Consider the following 20624-nt stretch of genomic DNA (forward strand, 5'->3'; position numbering starts at 1 on the left):
AATCATACTCCTATATGAGGCCGAGCACCTTCCACCAGGTGTAGACCACCCCAACCAGTATTAGCAGAAGGGCCGGCGTCACCACAAGGCCCAGCCGGGTCAGATCCGAGGATTTAAAATACTTATAGGAATAGGCAATGGCATTGGGGGGGCAGCCGATGACCAGGAGCATGGCAAATGAGGTGGCCATGCCCAGCCCCAGGGCCAGGATCATGGGATTCACCCCTTCAAGCTGGGCCATGGGGATGACAATGGGCAGGATCAGGGCGGCGGCCGCCACATTGGCCATGGCATTGGTGACCAGGGCGCCGAACACGGCGACCCCCACAAAGAGCACCAGCCAGCCCTTGCCCTGGATCAGCGGAAAAAAGAGGTTGGCAAAATAATCCGCTGCACCGGAATACCCCATGGCAAGCCCCAGGGAAATACCGCCGCCGAAGATAAACAGGGCCGTGCCCCACTCCAGGTTATCGTTGATGTCCCGCCACCTGAGCACCTTGAACAGAACCAGGCAGGCCACCCCGATCATACCGGTGACGGAATAATGGACACCGTGGAGCCCCTTGGTGAGCCAGGTCACAAAGGCCAGGCAGATGATGACCAGGGCCTTTTTCTCGGCAGCGGTCATGGGTCCCAGGTCCTCATCAAAATCAGGGAGCTTGAATTTGGGATCGGGCCGATAGACCAGGTAGACCAGGAATACGGCGGCGGGCACGCAGATGATGGCCGCGGGCATGCAGTATTTGATCCATTGGAAAAAGGTGATTTCTATGCCGGTGAATTCTTTTAAGAACGCTGCGGACACCATGCAGCGCCCCCCGCCCACCAGGGTTCCCATCCCCCCGCAGGAGCAGGCAAAAGGCAGGGAAAGCATCATGAATTTGGCCGTTCTCGTATTGGGCTCTATACCCACAGCCCGCATCAGGGGCAGCATGGTCACAATGCCGATGGCGCAGGCGGCGGCATCATGCATAAAGGACGAGGCCAGCCCCAGCCCCACGGCGATGATAAATGTAAACCGGGTCACGGAATTGCCCGCCTTCTTGATGATATAATACCCCAGCCGCTTGGTCAGCCCCACCTTGTCCAGGGCAATGGCAAAGATCAGGCAGCACATGATGAAAATCACCACCGGGTGCATGTAGGGCCCCCAGGCCCCTTTTACATCCGTTATTCCCAGGATGACCAAAGAGGCCCCGATGAGCAGCGCCGTAATTTCCAGGGGAATGGGTTCAATGACAAAGAGGCAGATGAGCACCGCAAGGACGGACAAAAACCGCTTGGCCTTGGGGGACATCCCGTCCACATAGTCGACAGCCACCTGGTCCAGCCCCAGGGTGCCGGCGTGGGTCTGAAGGAAATCCGCCCGGGCCTCAGCCGAGCCAGGCGCCTTTGCCTCTAAAATATAACTGCCGGCCTCCTTTGCCGGTGCCATGGAAAAATACTGGGAAACGGCCTGGGCCAATTCTCCGGATCCTTCCCCGGATATTTTGAACCTTGTTCCTTCAGGCCTGGGCAGTGCAAATACCAGGACGCCCAGCAAAACCGCAACCGCCAGCTTAAATCCGTCTGTTTTAAATATCATTTCCGCTTGAGTCTCCGTTTTCTTTTATTTTCGCATTCCGGGCCAGGCTGATTTTTTCCATCAACTCCTGAAATTCACAGGGTTTGGTGAGGTAATCAAAGGCCCCCAGGGCCATCCCGTCCTTAGCCGCCGTCCGGGACCCGTGGCCGGTGAGTATGATCACCGGCAGTTCCGGGGCCATTTTCCTGACAATTTTCAACACCTCTATTCCGTCCATATCCTCCATTTTCAGGTCCAGGACCATGACATGGAAATCATCCCTGCGCAGGGCCCGCAGTGCCTCGGTGCCTGAATAGGCTTTAACCGCCTCAATGCCCCGGCGGTGAAACCGGTTGCACAAAATGTCGATATACCCTTTTTCATCATCCACCAGCAGCAGGCGGGTACAGGGGGAAGTGCTGTCTTTCATCTTGTTCACATTTCCTTTTACGGATTCCGTGCTATACCCTCTGGCCGGCGATTTCCCGGAACCGGGCCTCCATTATCTTTTCTTCATGGGCTTGTTTCTTGACGGCCGCCGCCTCCAGTTTTTCCACGAGTTCGTCCAGGTTGCAGGGTTTCATCAGATAGTCGAAGGCCCCCAGTTTCATTCCTTCAATGGCCGAATCCACTGTGGCGTGCCCGGTGAGCATGACCACCTCCACCAGGGGGAATTCCGCCCGGATGGCCTTTAAGGTTTCAATGCCGTCCATGCCCGGCATTTTCACATCCAGGACCACCACATCGGTTTTGCCGTGGCCGGCCAAAAACGCCAGAGCCTCACTGCCGCCGTACACCGCTGCGGGTTCCATCCCCCGTTTTTCAAGGCGCTTGGTCAACGTGTCCAGAAATGCCTTTTCATCATCCACAAATAAAACTTTCATCTTCTTTGTCTCCTGAATAGGTTAAGGTCTTTATCTTCGGAGGCGGTTCTGCCTCTTCAACGTTTTCAACAGGCAGGTGGATAAAAAAACAGGTGCCCTGCCCCACCTGGCTTTCAACCTCAATTTTCCCTCCCATCTTCCGTATGATGCCATAGCAGATGGAAAGCCCCAGGCCCGTTCCCTGCCCCACGGCTTTGGTGGTAAAAAAGGGGTCAAAAATCCGGTCCAGGTAATGGCTGGGAATTCCCGGGCCGTCGTCCCGGACGGCAATGCCGATAAACCGGCTGTCTCCGGGCGTGTCGGCAGTGCTGATTTGGATGGTGCCCCCTTCCCTGTCCATGGCGTCGATGGCATTGTTGATGAGATTGAGAATGACCTGCTGGAGTTCGGCCGGGGAAAAGCGGATAAAGGGAAGGTCGGGGGCCAGGTCTGTTTTAATGGCGACATTATTATATTTGGCCATCTGGGCAGTGAGGGAAACGATCTCCCGGATGGTATCGTTGATTCGGATATCCGCCACGCTGGCATCGCTCTTCCGGGCAAAGCTCAACAGCTTGTGGGTGATGTCCTTGCATCGCCGGCCCTGGGTCTGAATCTGGTTGATGGCCCGGTTAAATTCCTTGGTCGTTCCGAGATCAGTGCCGGTGTTCTCCTCCAGCAGGTCTCCCATCCATCCGGCCTCTTCCACCATGATGGCCACCGGATTGTTGATTTCATGGGCAATGCCGGCGGCCAGCTCACCGATGGTGGCCAGCTTGCCGCTTTCCACCACCTGCTTGTTCATGGCTTCGTTTTTCCGGTCGGCCTCGGCAATGAGTCTGACAATGCTGCGGGGGAGTGTAAAGGAAACCGACATTATGGCGATACAGCCCAGAACAAAGACGATCAGAGTCAGCACCTCTGCATTCCACAGATCCCTGAGGGAATCCCTCAGGTCCTGTCGGAATACCATACGCCAGTCCACTGTCTGGAGAAGGGAAAGGGCGTACATATAGGTATTGCCCCTGCCGTCTCCCCGTTCCAGGATCACGGTGTTGGCGGTCCTGAAAATGCCAGGATCCGTTATGACGGCGGCCGTTGATATCTCTGTACCGGTCCTGGGATGGGTCTGCAATTCGCCTTCGGCATTAACGATAAAGGCTGTACCGGTTTCTCCGATGCTGACATTCTCCACCAGGGAATTGAAGGCGGCAAAATTAATGGTGGACCTCAGGATGTAGGTGCGCCCCCGGCAGACCACCTTAACGGCCAGGATAAAATGGGGATGCCCCCGGAGCCCGGCAAATACATCGGAAATATAATAGGGGCTTTCCATGGCCTTTAAAAACCAGCCTGCGTTGCTGTAATCGGCATTTACCAGGCGAAACGGCCCCTCGTAGGCAAATTGTGTACCCCCGGCGTCCACCACCCCCAGGTCCGTGAACACCTCCCCGTACTCGTCCCGCAGTTCAGCCAGGCGGGAGGACAGAAACTCGGGGGCGGCGTCCGGTGAAATGGCCGCAAACTGCCGGGCAAGATACCGGATATTGCCCAATTTTTCCGCTAAAAACGCATCGATGTTCCGGGTATGCTTGAGAACCAGCTCTGAGATATGGGCTCGGACCTTCTCCGAATAGGCCAGGTGGAACCGCCAGCAGAGGATTCCTGCAGTGAGTACCATGGGAATAAAGGAAACCAGCAGGATCAGCAGCCTGATCTTCCTCGTCACCACCTGGTAAAACCCTTTTCTGTCGATTATGGGGTCCGGCATCATTCTTTCCACCTTTTTTCATCCTCTCCATCTGACAAATGGAAAATCCTAATAGGTGAAATATCAAGATACATACCACCCCTGCAGGCGGCATCACATTCGCCCGTAACCATACGAAATAAATGAATAAATCAGAAATCAGAGAAAAAGAATAAGAGGCCAGCACCTGTCAGCTTTTTTTACAGGGTGTAAAAACAACTGGATACCTGGCCTTGGTTTGGAAATGACCAACAGGGTGGACAAAATCTAATCCATCTGCTCATATAAGGAAAATTTATTTATGGGGATAGGGTATGAACTAAGTTGAAAACAAGGGGGGAACATTATGAGAATGCTGGCTGAATTTTTTCCGGAATTTGCAGAAAAACTGGATGAAATGGACGCGCTTTACACTGACAAAAGAACGATAGATGAAAAGACCTATCAGTTCATCTGCTTTGCACTTTCCATCAAAGGGCGGTCGAAACCCTGTGTGTTAAAGCATTTTCAAGGGGCTTTGGAAGCAGGCGCAACCGTGAAAGAACTGGCTTATATTCTTGCTTTAGTAATGAGGGAGGCGGCCGGGGCGGATGATTGCTGGACCCACGATGTAATTGGGGACTGGAAGGAAATTATCGCAGGCAATATTAAATGTGACTGCCAGAAATAAATTTGTTTCCCCTGATACGAAAATTTTCAAAATTCTGCGTCATTGGTTAAGCGTCCGATTTTGCGCCTCCGCTTGGCGGAAGTGGAGGCTATATCCTGGGAATGGGCACCTCAAACACTGCCCGCCGGAAGGGTTTGGCTTCCGCTTGAGAGGATCCAAACACAAGCGTTCTCCCCCAGACAGCAAATACATCTCGAATTTTCAATCAAGCCTGCCTGCAAAAAAAATAGCTAACTGCGAAATAGCCAGAGAGCTGTTTTGAATCGGCATTGCCATTTTCTTGGTGGCATTCTGGAGATGCACCAACAAAAGCACCAACATGTGTTGGAATGTCAAAAGATGCAGACTATGGTTCAACTCCCAAAACAGGAACCGAACTAAAATGCTTTAGAAACTTTCGTGCAGATTTATCAGAGACGCATTTGATTTGAACCAGTTCAATCTTATCAGACTTCAATCACTTTCAATACTGGCCCCTGGTTTTTCCTATCAGGAATGACATGGTAACTACAGCCACAGTCCGGACAAACAACACGCAATCCGTCCGTTAAACGATTTACAAGGCCAGTTCTCCCAAGCAAAGGTACTTTCCTTTTACATTGACATATCCAAGCGGCATTATTACCGGTTGCTATGGCTTTGGATTTCTCACCATTTTTTAGCTCGACTTCTACAATTCTTTGCTGCTGTGTCATAAATACGCTTTTTCGATTCTGGTGATAAAGTGTTTTTGTCGGTATGTACAGCGTTCATACTTTTCGGGCGGACTGATTTAAAACTTACCTTTTAGCATATCACCAAGCCCTGCAAAGGGATTGGTGCCGCCTGTGGAGGTTGAAGTGCTGCAAGCCACTTCATCAGAATAGGCATCGGCGACCTGTTCCCTGGAATGTTCATTGTCGTGGCAATAGATACAAAGCAATTCCCAATTACTCCCATCAGGCGGATTGTTGTCATGGTTATGATCTTTGTGGTGAACCGTGAGTTCCTTGACTCGTTTACCCTCAAATTCGCGGCCACAATGAGCACAGATCCAAGGATACATCTTAAGAGCACGCTCTCGATATCCGGTTTGACGAGACTTTTGTTCTGCCAATACTTTCTGAACAAGGTTATCTTTTTTGCTGATCATTCTATTCACTCCTGGTCCTTCTTTTTTTAACGATTTATTAATAATTATATTGAGTCGTCCAATCAACCTTATCCGGTATTAAATGTGTTTATTGATGGGGGAGGCCAACCCCAATATGTTGTGGTCGATGAATTTGGAAAGAAAGCGACAGCTAATAGACATAATTGTAGCGGCCTGATTTCATAATCGCCCTGGCTTGATTTAATAGAAAATCTCGGCCAGGAATAATCGTTTCTAAGGTCCGCACCCGGCCAGATTTATTCGTTACCCGGCCGGGATTAATTGTTTCTGGCCGAATTTAATTGGTACTGGGCCAGGTTTAATCATTTCCAGGAAGATGTTTCTCTTTTTTCGACAGACAAGATTATATTAAATGTAATTTTTAACGATTGAATCGAAAGGAGACTTGAAGCCGTCCATAACTAAATGGTTATTCCAACGCTTTGCGGATTCTGTCCAGCGTTCCTTCAGCAACCATTGATCTAAGTGTGCTTTCAAGTATCGGAATCACGTAGGCATACTTTTCATGCACATAAGGAAATAATTGAGTTTCGGCCAAAACGCATACTTCCTTTATTTCATTTTGATTAAACTGTTTTTTTAAAATAGATCTATTGACGATTCCCGGTCCCGCAAGATAGGCTCCTATGCGGTTGATATTAATTAATTTAAAGGCTTCTTTGGGAGAATCAAGGACCACTTTTTTCTTTTCTGGAATGTCGGACAGGATGCTTTGCGCTTTTTTGCTTCCTCGTAAAAAGCCGACAACACAGTCCGTTTTTATCACATGCTCTGTAAGTGTGTTTATATCATTAACTGTCTCAATGATATTTTTCTTTTTGGCAAACAAAATATGCTGAACTGTAAAATGGGATACCCTGATCATCCTTAAATTCTGATAGTCTTTTTCCAATCCTTTTATTCTGGCGGCAACCCCAGCATATACGCCTTTGTTCGTGGCTACAAGGCACCGTTTCTTCGGGAGTTCTTTCAACGTACATTTTATACCGGTTCTGTTAGAGACTTCTTTTAAGACTTCTCTCTGATATTGGGTGAACACACCTTCATCTATGGGAGTCGTAAAGACCAAAGGCTCCTGATGTGCATTTTGGGCGATACCTACAGAGTTACCCACAGCGGCCATCAACACACCCGCCACAAATAAATAAAGAATTTGTTTCATAACTAAGACTCAATTACCCTTGGCCATTGGTAATCCATATTTTCTAAAAATCCAAATAATTGGAGATTAACCTTTTTCTGTCGAAAATTGCAACAATCAATTTGCCCTGTCAAATTTTCTTTTCAAAAATTCAAAAAGCAAGATGCATAATAAAAAATGCTTTTTCGGCATGTCTCAGATAATAGATGTCATTCTTGATTTTCCCATCCCCATGGTTGCTGGGATGAGTTCCAACAGTGGACCGTTATTTTTAGGATTTTCTTTGGCTGTTGACTATCGAATTGCCTCAAAGAATGCAACCTTAATGATAAACCCCAATAATTCATACGGAATTCCACCTGCAAGCTTGTTATCTTTCTTTCTGATAAAGAATATTGGTCCTGCAAGGACAATGGAACTGATGCTGTCGCATCCGGAACTCAGTATAGAAGAGGCTTACCAATTGGGGTTAGTCTCTCAGATTGTTGACGAAGAAAATGTTGAATCCCAGTGTATTGAATTGTTGAATGCTTTAAATCCTTTTTCCAGGGATGCCATTTCTGAGACACGATGTATGATTCAACCAGATAAAGCTGAGATAAATAAATACATTGAAACAACTCATGAACGTTATCTCAGAAACATATACAAAATGAGTAGCTGAAAACAGTCCAATTGATTTATCATCTATTTGTTATATCTCTGGTAGGTAGTTTTTTATCCGGAGCTTTATAGAACACAATGAGCGATTATGCAAACCAACTATGGATACTGGACTAAACTTGAATTACATCTATTTGATCATTCTGATGCAACGTTTAGTCATGGCATGTGCCCCGCTTTTATTAAAAAACACTATCCCAAATACAATGATTCGGAGGATTAAGCATTGCTATTAAAGTATAAATAACAATACAAAAATACTTCTTGCGCGAACTTGATTATCAAAATTTTCATTCATTCAAAATGTTATCCATCCACTTGAAATGAGGAATGCCAAAGTCCACAATCATGGTATTAGCCGTCGTTTTTTATCTAAATCTTTACCCACAACATGTAGTATGTGGCCTTCTTCTGAACATGTGGGACAAAATCAGGAATATGCCCTGTATAATTTCTTCGGGGTTTAACCGCCGGGGTTCAATAATCTCTTACAGCCGTATTTTTTGTATTTAAGGAAGGATAAGGGTTATTACTAAAAAGATTGAGCCGGGCCTATCAACCCCCAGGTTTCACCAGACATCCGTAAAAGCGGTTCATCTTGACTAATCCGTGTACGGCTGCGCCTCTCAAAACCGGACGGACGCTTACGCTTGTCCTATGCGGTTTATCGGGCCCGGTTGTTAACATCCCGTCTGGCGGGATAGCGGCATAGCTGCTGCCGTGCACCTCGTACCATTTACCACTAAGCCGTATCTGTATAAATCAAACCTCGACATTTTCAATGTTAGGTCGCCATTGAGACAAGGCCAATCAAAATAAAGAGATTCCATTATATCCTCAATCTCCAAGAGAACATGAAACGGTTTGGCTTCTGATGGGGGATTATGAACGAAAACGAATTCATAAGTTGTTTCAACAAGGCGCGAATGAAACAGAGAAATTGATTCTAAAGGAATTCCCTTTTTACGGCAGATTGCTTGATGAACGATATCTTGAACTTTTAATTTATTGACATTTGTTTTCATAATATTTAAAATATATCGCATTACTTTTTGCCTTTCAAGTCAAAAAGTAATTGTCTTGTTCTATTATTCATAGCCCCTCTAAGCGAGTTTTTTAACTCGACACAGTTGGTTGAAAAGTCCACAAATTTAATAAATGCATTTTTTAAGGTTTGATTTTTATATTCATGAAAAATGAATAAGGCAGAGCCATTTCTGACCCTGCCTTGTAATTTTTAGTGAGGTATTATCTTCTTCTGTTTAACCCTGCAAGACTAAGAAGGCCTAAGCCTAAGAGTATTACTGTTGTTGGCTCGGGGATAGGCGCAGAGTTGTATTCAACCAAATAGCCTTTTCCCCACTTGTCATTTGGAGCTATATCGTTCCAATTACCATTTGACCAAATAAACCGTGTGTAGTTTTCCCTGATGCCACCATTCGGCTCAGCGCCGCCCCAATTTTCATAGAAAAAAGTCTGCCCTGCTTCCGGCCCTGTCCGCCAAGTCCAATTCCCTTCATCACCTTCATCTGAGCCCCCAATCCAAGCGTTATCATAATAAGGAGAATCTGGGTTGCGATAAGGTTGCACCAAACTATACAGAAAATCGTTTTCTTCTTGAGAAGTAATAGTCGCCAGGTAACCCTGATTTCCTAAATAAGACAATCCAGAAGCAGCTGTCAGCGCTGTATTCCAATCGATACTTTGGGCATTAACATATTCATAATAATGTCCATTGGCTGCACAGTAAAGAGGAGTAGCATTCACGGTTGTAGCTGTTCCAAAAAATAGAAAAAAGCATAAAAATATGAATATTTTTTTCATGACAGGCCTCTCCTTTCTTACGTTATTAATTATTTTTTTCATGCAATCCTCCTTTTTAAAATGTATTGGTTTAACCTTGCATATCTCATTATTCATACTGAATAACTCCTCAGCATGAGGAGACAGCTATGAAAAATAGTCTTATACAACTACAGGTAGATAGAACTATGAGTTATTTAAAAGTGGTTTTTCCTGTTTCCAGCCACAAGCCCCAAAAGCCCAAGACCAAAGAGAAACGCTGTTGATGGTTCCGGTATCGGTTGTTGATCAGGATTGTAAGGAGCTATAGAATACGTTAGGCTTGAAAAAAAGATTGGATTATTTTTACCACCTGCACCTGCACCAACAATGTTGCCATCGGATTCACGATTAATAATTAATCCTTTATAGGGGCCATCCGATTTCATGTTGATCGTAACAGTAGATAGTGTGGCAAGTGTTTCTAAAGGCCCATTAGGACTTACTTTACACACCCATGACCAGACCGTATCCCCAAAAGAAAACCCATACTCGTTTTCAATGAAAGCATGCATATTGTCACTAAAAGAGATAGCAGCATCAGATAAAAAAACGGCGTTAGAGTAAGTGTTTAAATCATATGTTGTTATTATTTGATCAGCGTCATTTATAATTCCCGCCAAACGACAATTAAAATTCCCGAAATTTAAGAATCAAAAAAAATGGTAGAAACATCCAAATTGAACAGAAGGAGAGATTTGGATGGTAACGGACCAGCAAGTGAGGAGGTTGTTCAAGTTGATTCAGTCAGAGAAGAGTTTCGGGATAGCAGCAATGAAAGCTGGAATGGATGAAAAAACAGCTCGAAAGTACCGTGAACACGGGAAGTTGCCGAGTGAACTCAAAACGGATCATACATGGCGCACACGCAAAGATCCGTTTGAGGAGACCTGGGATGGTATCAAAGGCATGTTGACCATAAATCCAGGTCTGGAGGCCAAGACACTGTTTGAGGATTTGCAACGCAGACACCCCGGCCGGTTCGCCGATGGACAATTACGGACCCTGCAACGGAGAATAAAGCAATGGCGTGCTACAGAGGGGCCGCCCAAAGAAATCTTTTTTGCTCAAATTCATAAGCCTGGCGAATTATGCCAGTCAGACTTCACCCACATGGATAAACTGGGCGTCACTATAGGCGGCGTCCCTTTTGACCACCTGATCTACCATTTTGTTTTGACCTATTCCAATTGGGAGACAGGTACAGTCTGTTTTTCAGAGAGTTTCGAAAGCCTGAGCCAGGGCCTGCAAAATGCCCTATGGGAACTTGGTGGTGTGCCGCAGCAACATCGCACCGATTGTCTGACATCCGCTGTTAACAAGGTAAGTCACCCTGAGGAGTTCACCAGCAGGTATCAGGATCTTGTTGACCATTACGGTATCATTCCTTGCAAAACTAACCCTGCCAGCCCCAATGAAAATGGAGACGTGGAGCAGCGCAATTATCGGTTCAAAAAAGCCGTTGACCAGGCCCTGATGCTGAGAGGACACCGGGATTTTAAAGACCGGGAAGAATATGACTTGTTCCTGGCCAAACTGTTCGCACAGCTAAATGCCGGTCGTAGGAAACGGTTTACACAAGAACTGGATCTCCTACACCGGTTGCCCAAACGCCGGCTTGATGCATGTAAAAAGATGGATTTAAAGGTTGGTCCCAGCAGTACCATTCGGGTCAATCACAACGTTTACTCTGTAGACAGCAGGCTCATAGGAGAAAATATCCAGGTCCGCCTCTACATGGAATGCCTGGAGGTCTGGTACGGCCAGAGAAAGGTCGATACTTTGCCAAGGTTGCGGGGTGAGGGCAAATATAAAATCAATTACCGGCATATCATTGACAGCCTGGTCAAAAAACCGGGGGCATTTGAAAATTATCGTTATCGTAATGCCATGTTCCCCACCAGCCGGTTCCGGATTGCCTACGATCATTTAAGAAAGCGTTATACCGTTAAAAGCTCAGCAGCAAGGTATCTGAAAATATTATACCTGGCAGCAAAGACAAGCGAGGTGGCAGTAGACAGCGCCCTGATGGTTCTAATAAACGAGGATCAGGAAATCAGCAAAGAGGCTGTTAAACGCCTTATTGAGTCCAACGCCTCTGTCAGCAGGCCGGATGATGTTCATATCCAGGCAGTTGATTTGACTCGTTATGACCAATTGCTCAAGGGGGTGGCGGCATGATCAATGATCGGGATCAGATAGACACCAATCTTAAAAGCCTCCATATGCCGACCATGCGCCGCAGTTATGAAGAAATGGCGGATCAGGCCAGGGCGGAGGCATGGGGATATGAAAAGTACCTCTTACAATTGTTGAGTCTCGAATGCGAAGTCCGCTGGCAGAACCGGATATCACGTAACCTGAGGGCATCCAAGTTGCCATCTTCCAAGACATTTGAGAATTTTGATAAAAAGCGCCTCCCCTTAAAGGTTGCCAATCATTTAAGTGTCCTGGTCAACGGCGCTTTTTTAGAGCGCTGTGAAAACATCCTGGCCTTTGGTAATCCGGGTAGCGGGAAAACCCATCTGCTCTGTGCCATTGGCCATGAATTAATTGCAAAGGGTAAGCAGGTTCTTTTTATCTCATGCAGTCAGCTCGTCCAGGATCTGCTGATTGCCAAAAGGGATCTTGAGCTAACCAAAAAACTCAAATCCCTCTCCAGGTTTGATGCTGTGATTATAGATGACATTGGGTATGTCCAACAAAGCCGGGGAGAAATGGAAGTGCTGTTTACCTTTTTGGCGGAACGGTATGAACAGGGCAGCCTGATGATCACGAGCAATCTTCCGTTCTCTAAGTGGGAACAGATTTTTAAGGACCCTATGACAACGGCAGCAGCCATCGACAGACTCGTTCATCACAGTATCATCCTTGAATTGAATGTGGAAAGCTATCGCATGGAACAGGCTAAAATGGAGGCCGAATAATGATCGAGACCAGATATACCAGGCAGGAGATTGTTGAGATTATTAAAATGATCCGACTGGATTTATACAATCGAGGCCTGAACTGCGGTGCCGGTGCTATCAGCAAGGAGATGGAAGCGGAAAATATTGAACCAATGCCGTCAGCAAGCACTATCGGACGGATACTATCGATAGAGGGCTTAACCCATGGAAGAACCGGGTTTTGTGATGGTAATTAAAAGGACTTTTTACCGGATTATAATGGGGGCCAGCCCCCAAACCCCCGGAGTTTAGCGCATTATAGACCAAAGTATGAGAGCAAAAAGCGAAAGGCCGTACGTGGAAAATACGGCCCCTCATACTTCAGTCACCTTCTCGGCGCTCAGGTTGCTCTCCAGCATAGCCTTATCCTCCGGAAGGATGGTCTTAAAAAACATAATCAGAATTGTTTTGCAAGTATTTTTTAATGAAATTAAATGGTTACGCAGGTTGGGGAACGGGAGTTTTAATTGTCGTTGAAGGAAAAAAATATTTGTCGTTGATCAATTATTTCATCCTTATCATATATGTGCATTTCGGTATTACTGTCATCATAAACTGCATAGACAGATATCTCGTCGCCAATTCCTAAGCCATATCTATATTCCGGTTCTGGCCTCATATTGCTAATTATACCAGTCCAGGTAACTTGCATCATCTCAGCCTGTGCTGTTCCAAGCAGTACCAGTGTAAATATCAAAGCTCCAATAAGACGCTTAAAATAATTTTGCATTTAAGCCCTCCTTTCTAAGAAGCTTTAATAATCGGCGAGATATGTTGAAATTTAATTTATATTAATTTTATGATATTTAAATGACCTTCTTATTAAGAATGTGACATTGGTTATCTCGTAACACCGATTTGAAAAGATATCTATCGGGGAAATACCTAAATTCTAATATTTTTTCGACTATACTAGGGGCTGTTTCCAAAAAAGTTTAAAATAATCTAGACATTTGAAATGGGGGATGATTTCGTCCTGTTTATGAACAGACACTCTATTTCAGATGAAAAATGGAAGCAAATAGAACCAATACTTGCACCACCCAAAAAAGAAACACGAGGGCGGAAGCCCAAAGATAACCGATTAATGTTTAACGGGATTTTGTGGATTTTAAAAACAGGGGCTCCTTGGCGTGATCTTCCTGAAAGATTCGGGCCTTGGCAAACGGTGTATAAAAGATTTGCAAAATGGACCTCTTTGGAAGCATGGGATGATCTTCTCAATAATGTCGCAAAGAACCAGGATAAAGAATCCGGTATGATAGACGGATCCTACGTAAAACTTCACCAACACGGTTGCGGGGCACGAGGTGGACAATACTCTCAGGCCATTGGGCGAAGTCGAGGTGGTTTAACAACAAAAATCCATGCTGTGGTTGATGGCCTTGGTAATCCAGTACGAATAAAACTGACCGGGGGTAATGTTCATGATATGGTACCTTCTTATGAGTTAATGGCAGACATAGAAGCAGATCAATTCCTTGCTGATAGAGCATATGATACTGACAAACTTATTGAAATTGTTGAATCTAAAGGTTCTAAGGTCATTATCCCATCAAGAAGAAACAGAACGGTTCAGAGAAAAATTGATAAACACCTTTATAAGGAACGACATTTGGTGGAATGCTTTTTCGCAAAAATAAAATCCTGTCGGCGAGTTTCGACTCGATATGAGAAACTCGCCAGCAGTTACCATGCAATGGTGCTTATTGCTTCTTGCTTGGTTTGGTTAGCATGATTTATTTAGAAACAGCCCCTAAAAACAAGATTATTTTTTTTATTCAGATAATCCGGTATTAAATTGATTGTTTCGGCTTTTCGGACGGTAGCAAAAATAATGTAAGAAGTTACTTTTAGCTATTGAGTTGAATGGTGTTTTTTTCCGTCCATTTAAACGACGGGTTGATTCTCATTTTGAAAGCTTTTCATACTCCCCAATACCGAACTATTTTGTATGCCGTTCAAAAATTCCCTGATAAGTTCCGTCTTCTTTTATTTGTTGTAAAACCGCCCGGAATTTATTCTGTAAACCTATTTTGTCCCTTAACGACGAGACTTTCGACAAGATTAGATACGCTCCCTTCTTTTTTCCGACTGGTCCGATGGGAACAATATCTTTCTCCATTCCCAATGATTTAAAATAATACATCATCACCCCCAAGTCTCCAATTGCCGCATCTAATCTTCCGGCATTCAGTAGTTTTCTCATATTCGGAATATTCAAATCGCTGATTTCTTCCAGTCTAATTTCCCCCTCTTTTGCCGTCTTTTCGAATTCGTCACCAACAAAAACCCATCGGTCTTTTCCTATCGTTTTTCCATAAAGTTCGCTGATATCCGAATACCTTAATTCGTTTCCCTTTCTGACAAATAGTTGAAATTCTTCAAAATGCAGAATCTCGGCATAGAGACAAAATTCTTCCCTTTCCTTTGTTTTAAAAGCGGCAAACCCTCCGTCAATTGTTCCTTTTTCAACCAATTTCATAACTCTTTTCCAGGGATAGGCCTTTATTTTAATCGCCACTCCTATCCGTTTTGCCGCCTCATTCAACACATCGATGTCAATTCCTGTCAGTTTTCCGTCCACCTTATAGAAAAACGGAGGAAAATCGTCCACTGTTCCGAGGACCAGTTTGTTATCGAATTCCTCCGCCTGGCAATACACGTTCAAGGGAATAAGTAGTGATAAAACAATCATAACAATTCTTTTCACAATATCCTCCTTTTGCTTTTAGTGAAAAGCAACCCCGTGTTTCTTGAACAACAAAAAACTTTAATGAAGATTAACAATTCTTCGCAGAAAATTTCAACAGTCCGTTTGATGCCGTGCTATTTCCTTTTCAGAAAATAAGCTTGCAAAAAGTTCCAGGATAAGGATGATCTCCAATATTCTTGATTTTCAAATTTCAATACAGTCTATGGATAAAAGATTGACTATCATTCAAATCCTGACACCCATTGAGGATGAAATGAAACAACAAGAAGGGTTAGATTCTTATCGACAAAGGTTAGAATGATTGCTTTTCATTTTCATTTTTTGTAACTTGGATAATACAGTTAACATACCGCAAGAAAAGATGTGTTTAAAAGAATCATACTTTTTTACATTTTTTTCTTTCCCCTGTAGCGTAAGGACGGGGGAATCAATTGTAGCTATTATCTGCCGTAGTATAATGAAATGATGAAAAATTGGATAATCATCTATAGGTTATATTCGTACCTGCTACTAAGACTGCTAATCGCTGGAACCCTTTTGGTGGTCTGGGGCCAGGTTACTGACGCGCGAGGAGCGGAGAAAGGAAATATTGCTGTAGTGGCAAGCACCGAGAGCGCGCCCTACCGGATGTTCAAAAATGGGCGGCCCAGAGGTGTTTTTATCGACATTTTAGAGGCCGTACTTAAGCAGACGAACCTGACATCCAGCTATAACGTTATGCCGTTCAAGCGTTGCCTGCTCGATCTAAAAACCGGAAAAGCGGATCTATTCATAGGACTTTTCCACCGGCCCGAGCGGGAGGAGTACGTTATTTACCTGAAGCCAACGATCGCACCATATGTTACCAAAGTATTCTATCTCAACAAGGACCGGGCCCGGCACATCCAGAAGTGGGAAGACCTTTACCGGCTCAAGATTGGCATCCGCGGCGGTTATAAACACCACCCGGATTTCGACACCGATCAAAGAATCCAAAAATACGAGGTGAACAAAGAAGAGCAGGCCTTTCACATGCTGACCCGTAACCGTATCGATGCGGTGCTCATAACCGAAGAAACTGGCGTTTACCTTATCGACAAGTTAGGATATGCCAACAAATTCTCAACGGCCCCGCTGCGGCTTGAAAGAGACAATCCGGCCTACATCGTCATGTCTCGTAAATCCCGGCTGACGCCCCACATCTCAGCACTCGAAAAAGCCATTGTCACCATTGTGACGGATGGCACGTTGAAAGCTATACGCCAGAAGTATCTCAGGCCCAGATAGGAACTTGTTTTTTATAATGACCCAATAAGGCAAATGACCAACTGGCAAATTATAGCAGGCATGTGTACTTGATAAATTAATGGTGAGGAATTCTTGACTCCAAGTAGTTCGCCTATATGATTAAAAGGTCTTTTTAGATAGCAACCGGCCGATGATCATGCGCAGCACCTCAGAGGTTTCCGGTACGGCATAGACCACATTGTCAAAGCCCTCAAATATTTCTGCCGGGACATTGATGGCGATCCAGACGCAGAAGGCCCCCTGGGCGGCTTTCTGGTGAAGGTCCATATACCCTTTTGCCATGATTCGGGACAGGTTCTTTCCCGCCCTGTATTTCTTTTCGTCTGACATGGGTGTCTCCTTTTAAGCGCTTTCGATCATTTCGGCAAAAGCCTCAACCCGTGTGGCATAGGCCCCGATGCTGTCCTGGCTCTGGCTCTGAAAATCCAGGATAATGGAGGGAAGGCCATATCAATTTAACCGATGGCTGGATATTCTTTCCAGATCCGAAAGAAGGGGATAAAGGTAAATTTATCCACTTGGCCCCGGAGGATTGTCACATGATCAAAGAAATTCAAAGCATGATTCCCCCTGCCCTACCTGATATGTTTTTCTTTAGACATGTTAAATCCAAACAAGGTACAGTAGCCGGTAAACAGTTCGGCCCTAAATATTTCAAGGTCTGGTGGGATAAAGCCTGCAAAAATTTAGGCATCGAAGGCGTTGACCTTTATGGTGGTACAAAGCATTCAACGGTAACGGCCCTGGGCCAAGTTATGACCCCTGAACAGATCCAGCGGGGAGCCACCGGCCATACATCAGATGCATTTAAAAGATACATGCTCCCGGATGTAAACGAAGCTCAACAGGCACGGCAAGCTGTAGCAAAAATTCAGGGCAAAGCCGCTAAACATCCGCTAAACATTTTGGACCTAAAAAGAAATGTTAAGTAATTGAAATTATTAGAATTTTATGGTGGAGGCGGGGGGAGTTGAACCCCCGTCCGAAAACAATCAACCCAGGCTTCTACATACTTATCCTGAACTTTATAATTGGCCGGGAAGGCTCCTTCAGGATGGATACGACCCGGTGTATCCTGAAAAATTCAACCGTAGGGGCTCAGGAAACCCTTTAGGCGGTCTTGCAAAGTCGACGCCCTGACCTGGATCTGCAAGAGGGAAACCAGGAGGACGGAAGCCTTAAGCGGCTACAGCGTAGTTATAATCGTCTGCGATTATGTTTAAGCTTTGCCAAGTTTACGAGCTGACAAAAAACTCGGTATGCTACCATGGGCGTCAAAATCTCCGTCGAAACCATTTCGCCCCCAAATTGTAAAAGATCAAGTGACGGGCATTAATATAATAACAAGGCCCCTAAAGTCAATGAAATCATTAGCCGGAATATTTTTTTCTTTCCCTGTCCATATCCCGCTGCACATCCCGCTTTTTAATACTCTCCCGCTTGTCATAGAGCTTCTTGCCTTTACCAAGCCCGATAAGTACCTTTATTTTATCATTTTTAAAATAAATTTTCAAAGGAACAAGGGTGTATCCTTTTTCATTTATTTTGGCAGCCAGCTTCCGGATTTCATATTTGTGAAGCAGCAGTTTTCTGGTCCGCAGGGCTTCATGGTTGGCATTGTAGGCGTACTTGTAGTGGGAAATGTGCAGCTGGCGCAAAAAGACCTCGTCCCTTTTGATATCTGCGTAGCTGTCCTTGAAGCTCACCCGGCCCTCCCTGATGGATTTGACCTCGGAGCCGGCCAGGACAATGCCGGCCTCGTACTCATCGTCAATGTGGTAGTTGTGCCGGGCCTTTTTATTGGTGGCAATGAGTTTTATATATTCTGAATTCATATTTGTTTTACTCGTCGTTATCCCTGTAGGGGAGGCTGGTTTTGTATTTTTCAAGAACAAAATCGCTGATCTCCCCGGCTGTATTGAATCCCATGATGGTTTTTAAATCATCTCTGGCTTTTGATACGTCCATGGCCCGGATCATCTTTTTGATCACAGGAATGGCCCCGGAGTTCATGGATAAATTTGTCAGGCCCAGGCCGAGAAGAACGGGGATATTGATGGGGTCCCCTGCCATTTCGCCGCACATGCATAATTCCACATTATTTTTACGTGCCGCCTCGCAGGTCAGGTGAATCATTTTAATGACCGCGGGGTTCAGCGCCTGGTAGAGATGGGCCACCCGGCGGTTGCGCCGGTCAATGGCCAGGGAATACTGGATCAGGTCGTTGGTGCCGATGCTGAAAAAATCCACGTGGGCCGCCAGTTCATCGGCCATGAGAACAGCCGAAGGCACCTCAATCATGATTCCCAGGGGAATATCCTTGTTAAAGACCTTGTCTTCATCCTCAAGCTCAAGCACGGCCTTATCAATGACGGCCTTGACCTGGAGTATTTCCTCAACGCAGGAAATCATGGGGATGAGCAGCTTGATGTTGCCGAAGGCCGCTGCCCTGAGGATGGCTTTAATCTGTGTGATGAATATATCTTCATTTTCCAGGCAGAAGCGGACCGCACGCAGCCCCAGGGCCGGATTGGCCTCTTCAACCGGGTCGATGTAAGGGTTGAACTTGTCCCCGTTGATATCCAGGGTCCGGATGGTAACCGGTGCCGGATGCATCAGCTCAACCAGTTCCCGGTATTTTTGCAGCAGCTCATCTTCAGTGGGAAACCGGTTGAGATCCAGGTAAAGGAATTCGGTCCTGAACAGCCCGATGCCGGAAGCCCGGTTATCCTTTGCAGAGACCACCTCTTCCACCAGCTCAATATTGGCCAGAAGATTCAGGGGGACCCCGTCTTTGGTCACCGCCGGCAGATGGCTTTCCCGTTCGATATCTGCCCGGTAGGCTTCAAACCGGGCCATTTTTTCTTCGTATTTAAAAAGGGTCTCTTCTTCGGGATTGATGATGATCAGGCCGGAGGTGCCGTCAACAATGAGAATGTCGTCGTTGTTGACATTGACGGTGGCCGTACCCAGCCCCAGCACAGAAGGGATTTTAAGGGATTTGGCCACGATACTGGTATGGGAATCCTTGCCCCCCCGGTCCGTTACAAAGCCTTTAATCCGTTCCAGCTGAATCTGGCTGGTATCTGCGGGGGAAAGATCGTGGGCCACTATGATCACCCGCTTGTTGATATCCCTGATACGGATATCTTCGGCCCCCACAAGGTAGGTCATGATCTTATCCGAAACCTGGATGATATCATGGCCCCGGGTGCGAAGATAGGGGTCGTCGATCTGTTCGAACATGTGCCGGACATCTCTTGTGATCTTGCGCAGGGCCCATTCGGCATTGACCATATCCGCGGAAATGGTGTCGATGGTCTTGCCGTAGAGCATCTTGTCCTTGAACAATATCATATGGGTTTCAAGGATATTCAGATTCTCACTTAAATCCGCCCCCAGGGATTCAATGGTTTTTGCATGATCGTTCTTTGCCTTGATTACGGCATTTTTAAACCGGTCTATTTCCGCAGGCACCATATCAGGACTGATGGGGTAGCGTTTGATCAGATTGACGCCTTCCCGGTCCACGACATAGGCCTTGCCGATGCAGATACCCGGTGATCCGCAGATGCCGTGGATGGTAATTTGGCCTGACTGGGTGCTATTCATTGATATCCTCTCCAAACCCTTGGTCGAAAAAATCTTTGATCCGGTCCGCCACAGCCCTGTCCTCTTTATTTTCTGCCTGAATGAAAATCGGTGTACCGGTGACGGCACAGAGTGTCAGTATATCGATGATGCTGGAGGCATCAACGGTTGTTGAACCGTCTGACAGCCAGATGTTTCCTTTTGCCGTCATGGTCATTTCCGCTATCTTTGCCGCAGGCCGGGCGTGCATTCCCAAGGCGTTTACGACTCTGCTCTCCCGGGAAATTGAATATTCTGTGTCCAAGTTCAGTTCTTTCCAGTGAAAAATTTTATCCTGTTTATCTCTTTCAATATGAAAAGTCAACGGTATCCGCGCCCTAACCGGGTGTGTTGATAACCCCTGATAAATTGTGTAGGATATACCATATTCCGCTCA

23 protein-coding genes and 1 other RNA gene are annotated in these 20624 nt (G+C 45.8%); 8 read left to right on the forward strand and 16 right to left on the reverse strand.

All coding sequences use genetic code 11. The features are described 5' to 3' along the window. Positions 1–10 precede the first annotated feature (10 nt). From HUN04_01935 to HUN04_01950, 4 genes are read right to left on the reverse strand one after another with little or no spacing between them, the layout of a single operon-like run. On the reverse strand, positions 11–1585 hold the full coding sequence (locus tag HUN04_01935; protein ID WDP88567.1) for a DASS family sodium-coupled anion symporter: 1575 nt from the start codon (positions 1583–1585) through the stop codon (positions 11–13). Further along, complete coding sequence (locus HUN04_01940) at positions 1575–1994, reverse strand: response regulator (protein WDP88568.1); 420 nt, start codon at positions 1992–1994, stop codon at positions 1575–1577. Before HUN04_01940 ends, HUN04_01935 begins: the two co-directional genes overlap by 11 nt. 31 nt (positions 1995–2025) lie before the next feature. Continuing rightward, the gene (locus HUN04_01945; protein ID WDP88569.1) at positions 2026–2448 is read right to left on the reverse strand and encodes a response regulator; all 423 of its coding nucleotides are present in this window, start codon (positions 2446–2448) and stop codon (positions 2026–2028) included. Further along, positions 2426–4198, reverse strand: a complete 1773-nt coding sequence (locus HUN04_01950; GenBank protein WDP93129.1) for a two-component sensor histidine kinase — start codon at positions 4196–4198, stop codon at positions 2426–2428. Before HUN04_01950 ends, HUN04_01945 begins: the two co-directional genes overlap by 23 nt. Positions 4199–4523: 325 nt before the next feature. On the opposite strand from HUN04_01950, the gene HUN04_01955 reads away from it, so the two are divergent. Continuing rightward, positions 4524–4847, forward strand: coding sequence for a carboxymuconolactone decarboxylase family protein (locus HUN04_01955; GenBank protein ID WDP88570.1), 324 nt, complete (start codon positions 4524–4526; stop codon positions 4845–4847). Positions 4848–5619: 772 nt separating this feature from the next. On the opposite strand, the gene HUN04_01960 is transcribed toward HUN04_01955, so the two are convergent. After that, positions 5620–5979 carry an HNH nuclease family protein gene (locus tag HUN04_01960; GenBank protein ID WDP88571.1) on the reverse strand — a complete coding sequence of 120 codons (360 nt, stop codon included), beginning with the start codon at positions 5977–5979 and terminating at the stop codon, positions 5620–5622. Between the two features lie 430 nt (positions 5980–6409). Next, the gene (locus HUN04_01965) at positions 6410–7162 is read right to left on the reverse strand and encodes a transporter substrate-binding domain-containing protein (protein WDP88572.1); all 753 of its coding nucleotides are present in this window, start codon (positions 7160–7162) and stop codon (positions 6410–6412) included. Between the two features lie 142 nt (positions 7163–7304). Here HUN04_01965 and HUN04_01970 point away from each other — a divergent pair, with 142 nt between their 5' ends. After that, positions 7305–7805, forward strand: coding sequence for an enoyl-CoA hydratase/isomerase family protein (locus HUN04_01970; protein WDP88573.1), 501 nt, complete (start codon positions 7305–7307; stop codon positions 7803–7805). A 679-nt stretch (positions 7806–8484) separates the two neighbouring features. On the opposite strand, the gene HUN04_01975 is transcribed toward HUN04_01970, so the two are convergent. From HUN04_01975 to HUN04_01985, 3 genes are all read right to left on the reverse strand, one after another. Further along, entirely contained in the window at positions 8485–8850 is a 366-nt protein-coding gene (locus HUN04_01975; GenBank protein ID WDP88574.1) for a hypothetical protein, read from the reverse strand. A gap of 202 nt (positions 8851–9052) precedes the next feature. After that, the gene (locus HUN04_01980) at positions 9053–9670 is read right to left on the reverse strand and encodes a PEP-CTERM sorting domain-containing protein (GenBank protein WDP88575.1); all 618 of its coding nucleotides are present in this window, start codon (positions 9668–9670) and stop codon (positions 9053–9055) included. 134 nt (positions 9671–9804) lie between these two features. Then, on the reverse strand, positions 9805–10269 hold the full coding sequence (locus tag HUN04_01985; protein ID WDP88576.1) for a PEP-CTERM sorting domain-containing protein: 465 nt from the start codon (positions 10267–10269) through the stop codon (positions 9805–9807). A 118-nt stretch (positions 10270–10387) separates the two neighbouring features. On the opposite strand from HUN04_01985, the gene HUN04_01990 reads away from it, so the two are divergent. The 3 genes from HUN04_01990 to HUN04_02000 are packed head-to-tail and all read left to right on the forward strand — an operon-like array spanning position 10388 to position 12791. After that, positions 10388–11827, forward strand: a complete 1440-nt coding sequence (locus HUN04_01990) for an IS21 family transposase (GenBank protein ID WDP93130.1) — start codon at positions 10388–10390, stop codon at positions 11825–11827. Continuing rightward, positions 11824–12573 (forward strand): ATP-binding protein, encoded by a 750-nt coding sequence (locus HUN04_01995; GenBank protein WDP88577.1) that lies wholly within the window; start codon positions 11824–11826, stop codon positions 12571–12573. The genes HUN04_01990 and HUN04_01995 overlap by 4 nt, the downstream gene beginning before the upstream one ends. Beyond that, positions 12573–12791, forward strand: coding sequence for a hypothetical protein (locus HUN04_02000; protein ID WDP88578.1), 219 nt, complete (start codon positions 12573–12575; stop codon positions 12789–12791). The genes HUN04_01995 and HUN04_02000 overlap by 1 nt, the downstream gene beginning before the upstream one ends. A 266-nt stretch (positions 12792–13057) precedes the next feature. On the opposite strand, the gene HUN04_02005 is transcribed toward HUN04_02000, so the two are convergent. Next, complete coding sequence (locus HUN04_02005) at positions 13058–13324, reverse strand: hypothetical protein (GenBank protein ID WDP88579.1); 267 nt, start codon at positions 13322–13324, stop codon at positions 13058–13060. 252 nt (positions 13325–13576) lie between these two features. Between HUN04_02005 and HUN04_02010 the strand changes: the two genes are divergently transcribed. Then, on the forward strand, positions 13577–14332 hold the full coding sequence (locus HUN04_02010; protein ID WDP88580.1) for an IS5 family transposase: 756 nt from the start codon (positions 13577–13579) through the stop codon (positions 14330–14332). Positions 14333–14539: 207 nt separating this feature from the next. On the opposite strand, the gene HUN04_02015 is transcribed toward HUN04_02010, so the two are convergent. Continuing rightward, positions 14540–15307: an amino acid ABC transporter substrate-binding protein gene (locus tag HUN04_02015; GenBank protein WDP88581.1), complete on the reverse strand. Its 768-nt coding sequence runs from the start codon at positions 15305–15307 to the stop codon at positions 14540–14542. Positions 15308–15907: 600 nt separating this feature from the next. On the opposite strand from HUN04_02015, the gene HUN04_02020 reads away from it, so the two are divergent. Next, positions 15908–16576, forward strand: coding sequence for a transporter substrate-binding domain-containing protein (locus HUN04_02020; protein WDP88582.1), 669 nt, complete (start codon positions 15908–15910; stop codon positions 16574–16576). Positions 16577–16696: 120 nt separating this feature from the next. Here the strand turns inward: HUN04_02020 and HUN04_02025 are convergent, their stop codons facing one another. Then, complete coding sequence (locus tag HUN04_02025; protein WDP88583.1) at positions 16697–16927, reverse strand: hypothetical protein; 231 nt, start codon at positions 16925–16927, stop codon at positions 16697–16699. A gap of 209 nt (positions 16928–17136) precedes the next feature. Here HUN04_02025 and HUN04_02030 point away from each other — a divergent pair, with 209 nt between their 5' ends. Beyond that, complete coding sequence (locus HUN04_02030) at positions 17137–17529, forward strand: hypothetical protein (protein WDP88584.1); 393 nt, start codon at positions 17137–17139, stop codon at positions 17527–17529. Between the two features lie 20 nt (positions 17530–17549). Here HUN04_02030 and ssrA read toward each other — a convergent pair. The 4 genes from ssrA to HUN04_02050 all read right to left on the reverse strand — a co-directional run bounded on the left by ssrA (position 17550) and on the right by HUN04_02050 (position 20492). Beyond that, positions 17550–17902, reverse strand: a transfer-messenger RNA (tmRNA) gene (ssrA, locus tag HUN04_02035). A 65-nt stretch (positions 17903–17967) separates the two neighbouring features. Continuing rightward, a complete protein-coding gene (gene smpB / locus HUN04_02040) occupies positions 17968–18432 on the reverse strand; it encodes an SsrA-binding protein SmpB (protein ID WDP88585.1) in 465 nt (154 codons plus the stop codon). Between the two features lie 7 nt (positions 18433–18439). Next, positions 18440–20209, reverse strand: a complete 1770-nt coding sequence (gene ptsP / locus HUN04_02045) for a phosphoenolpyruvate--protein phosphotransferase (protein WDP88586.1) — start codon at positions 20207–20209, stop codon at positions 18440–18442. Beyond that, the gene (locus tag HUN04_02050; GenBank protein ID WDP88587.1) at positions 20202–20492 is read right to left on the reverse strand and encodes an HPr family phosphocarrier protein; all 291 of its coding nucleotides are present in this window, start codon (positions 20490–20492) and stop codon (positions 20202–20204) included. The genes ptsP and HUN04_02050 overlap by 8 nt, the downstream gene beginning before the upstream one ends. Between the last annotated feature and the right edge of the window lie 132 nt (positions 20493–20624).

The organism is Desulfobacter sp. (assembly GCA_028768525.1).
Lineage (GTDB): Bacteria > Desulfobacterota > Desulfobacteria > Desulfobacterales > Desulfobacteraceae > Desulfobacter.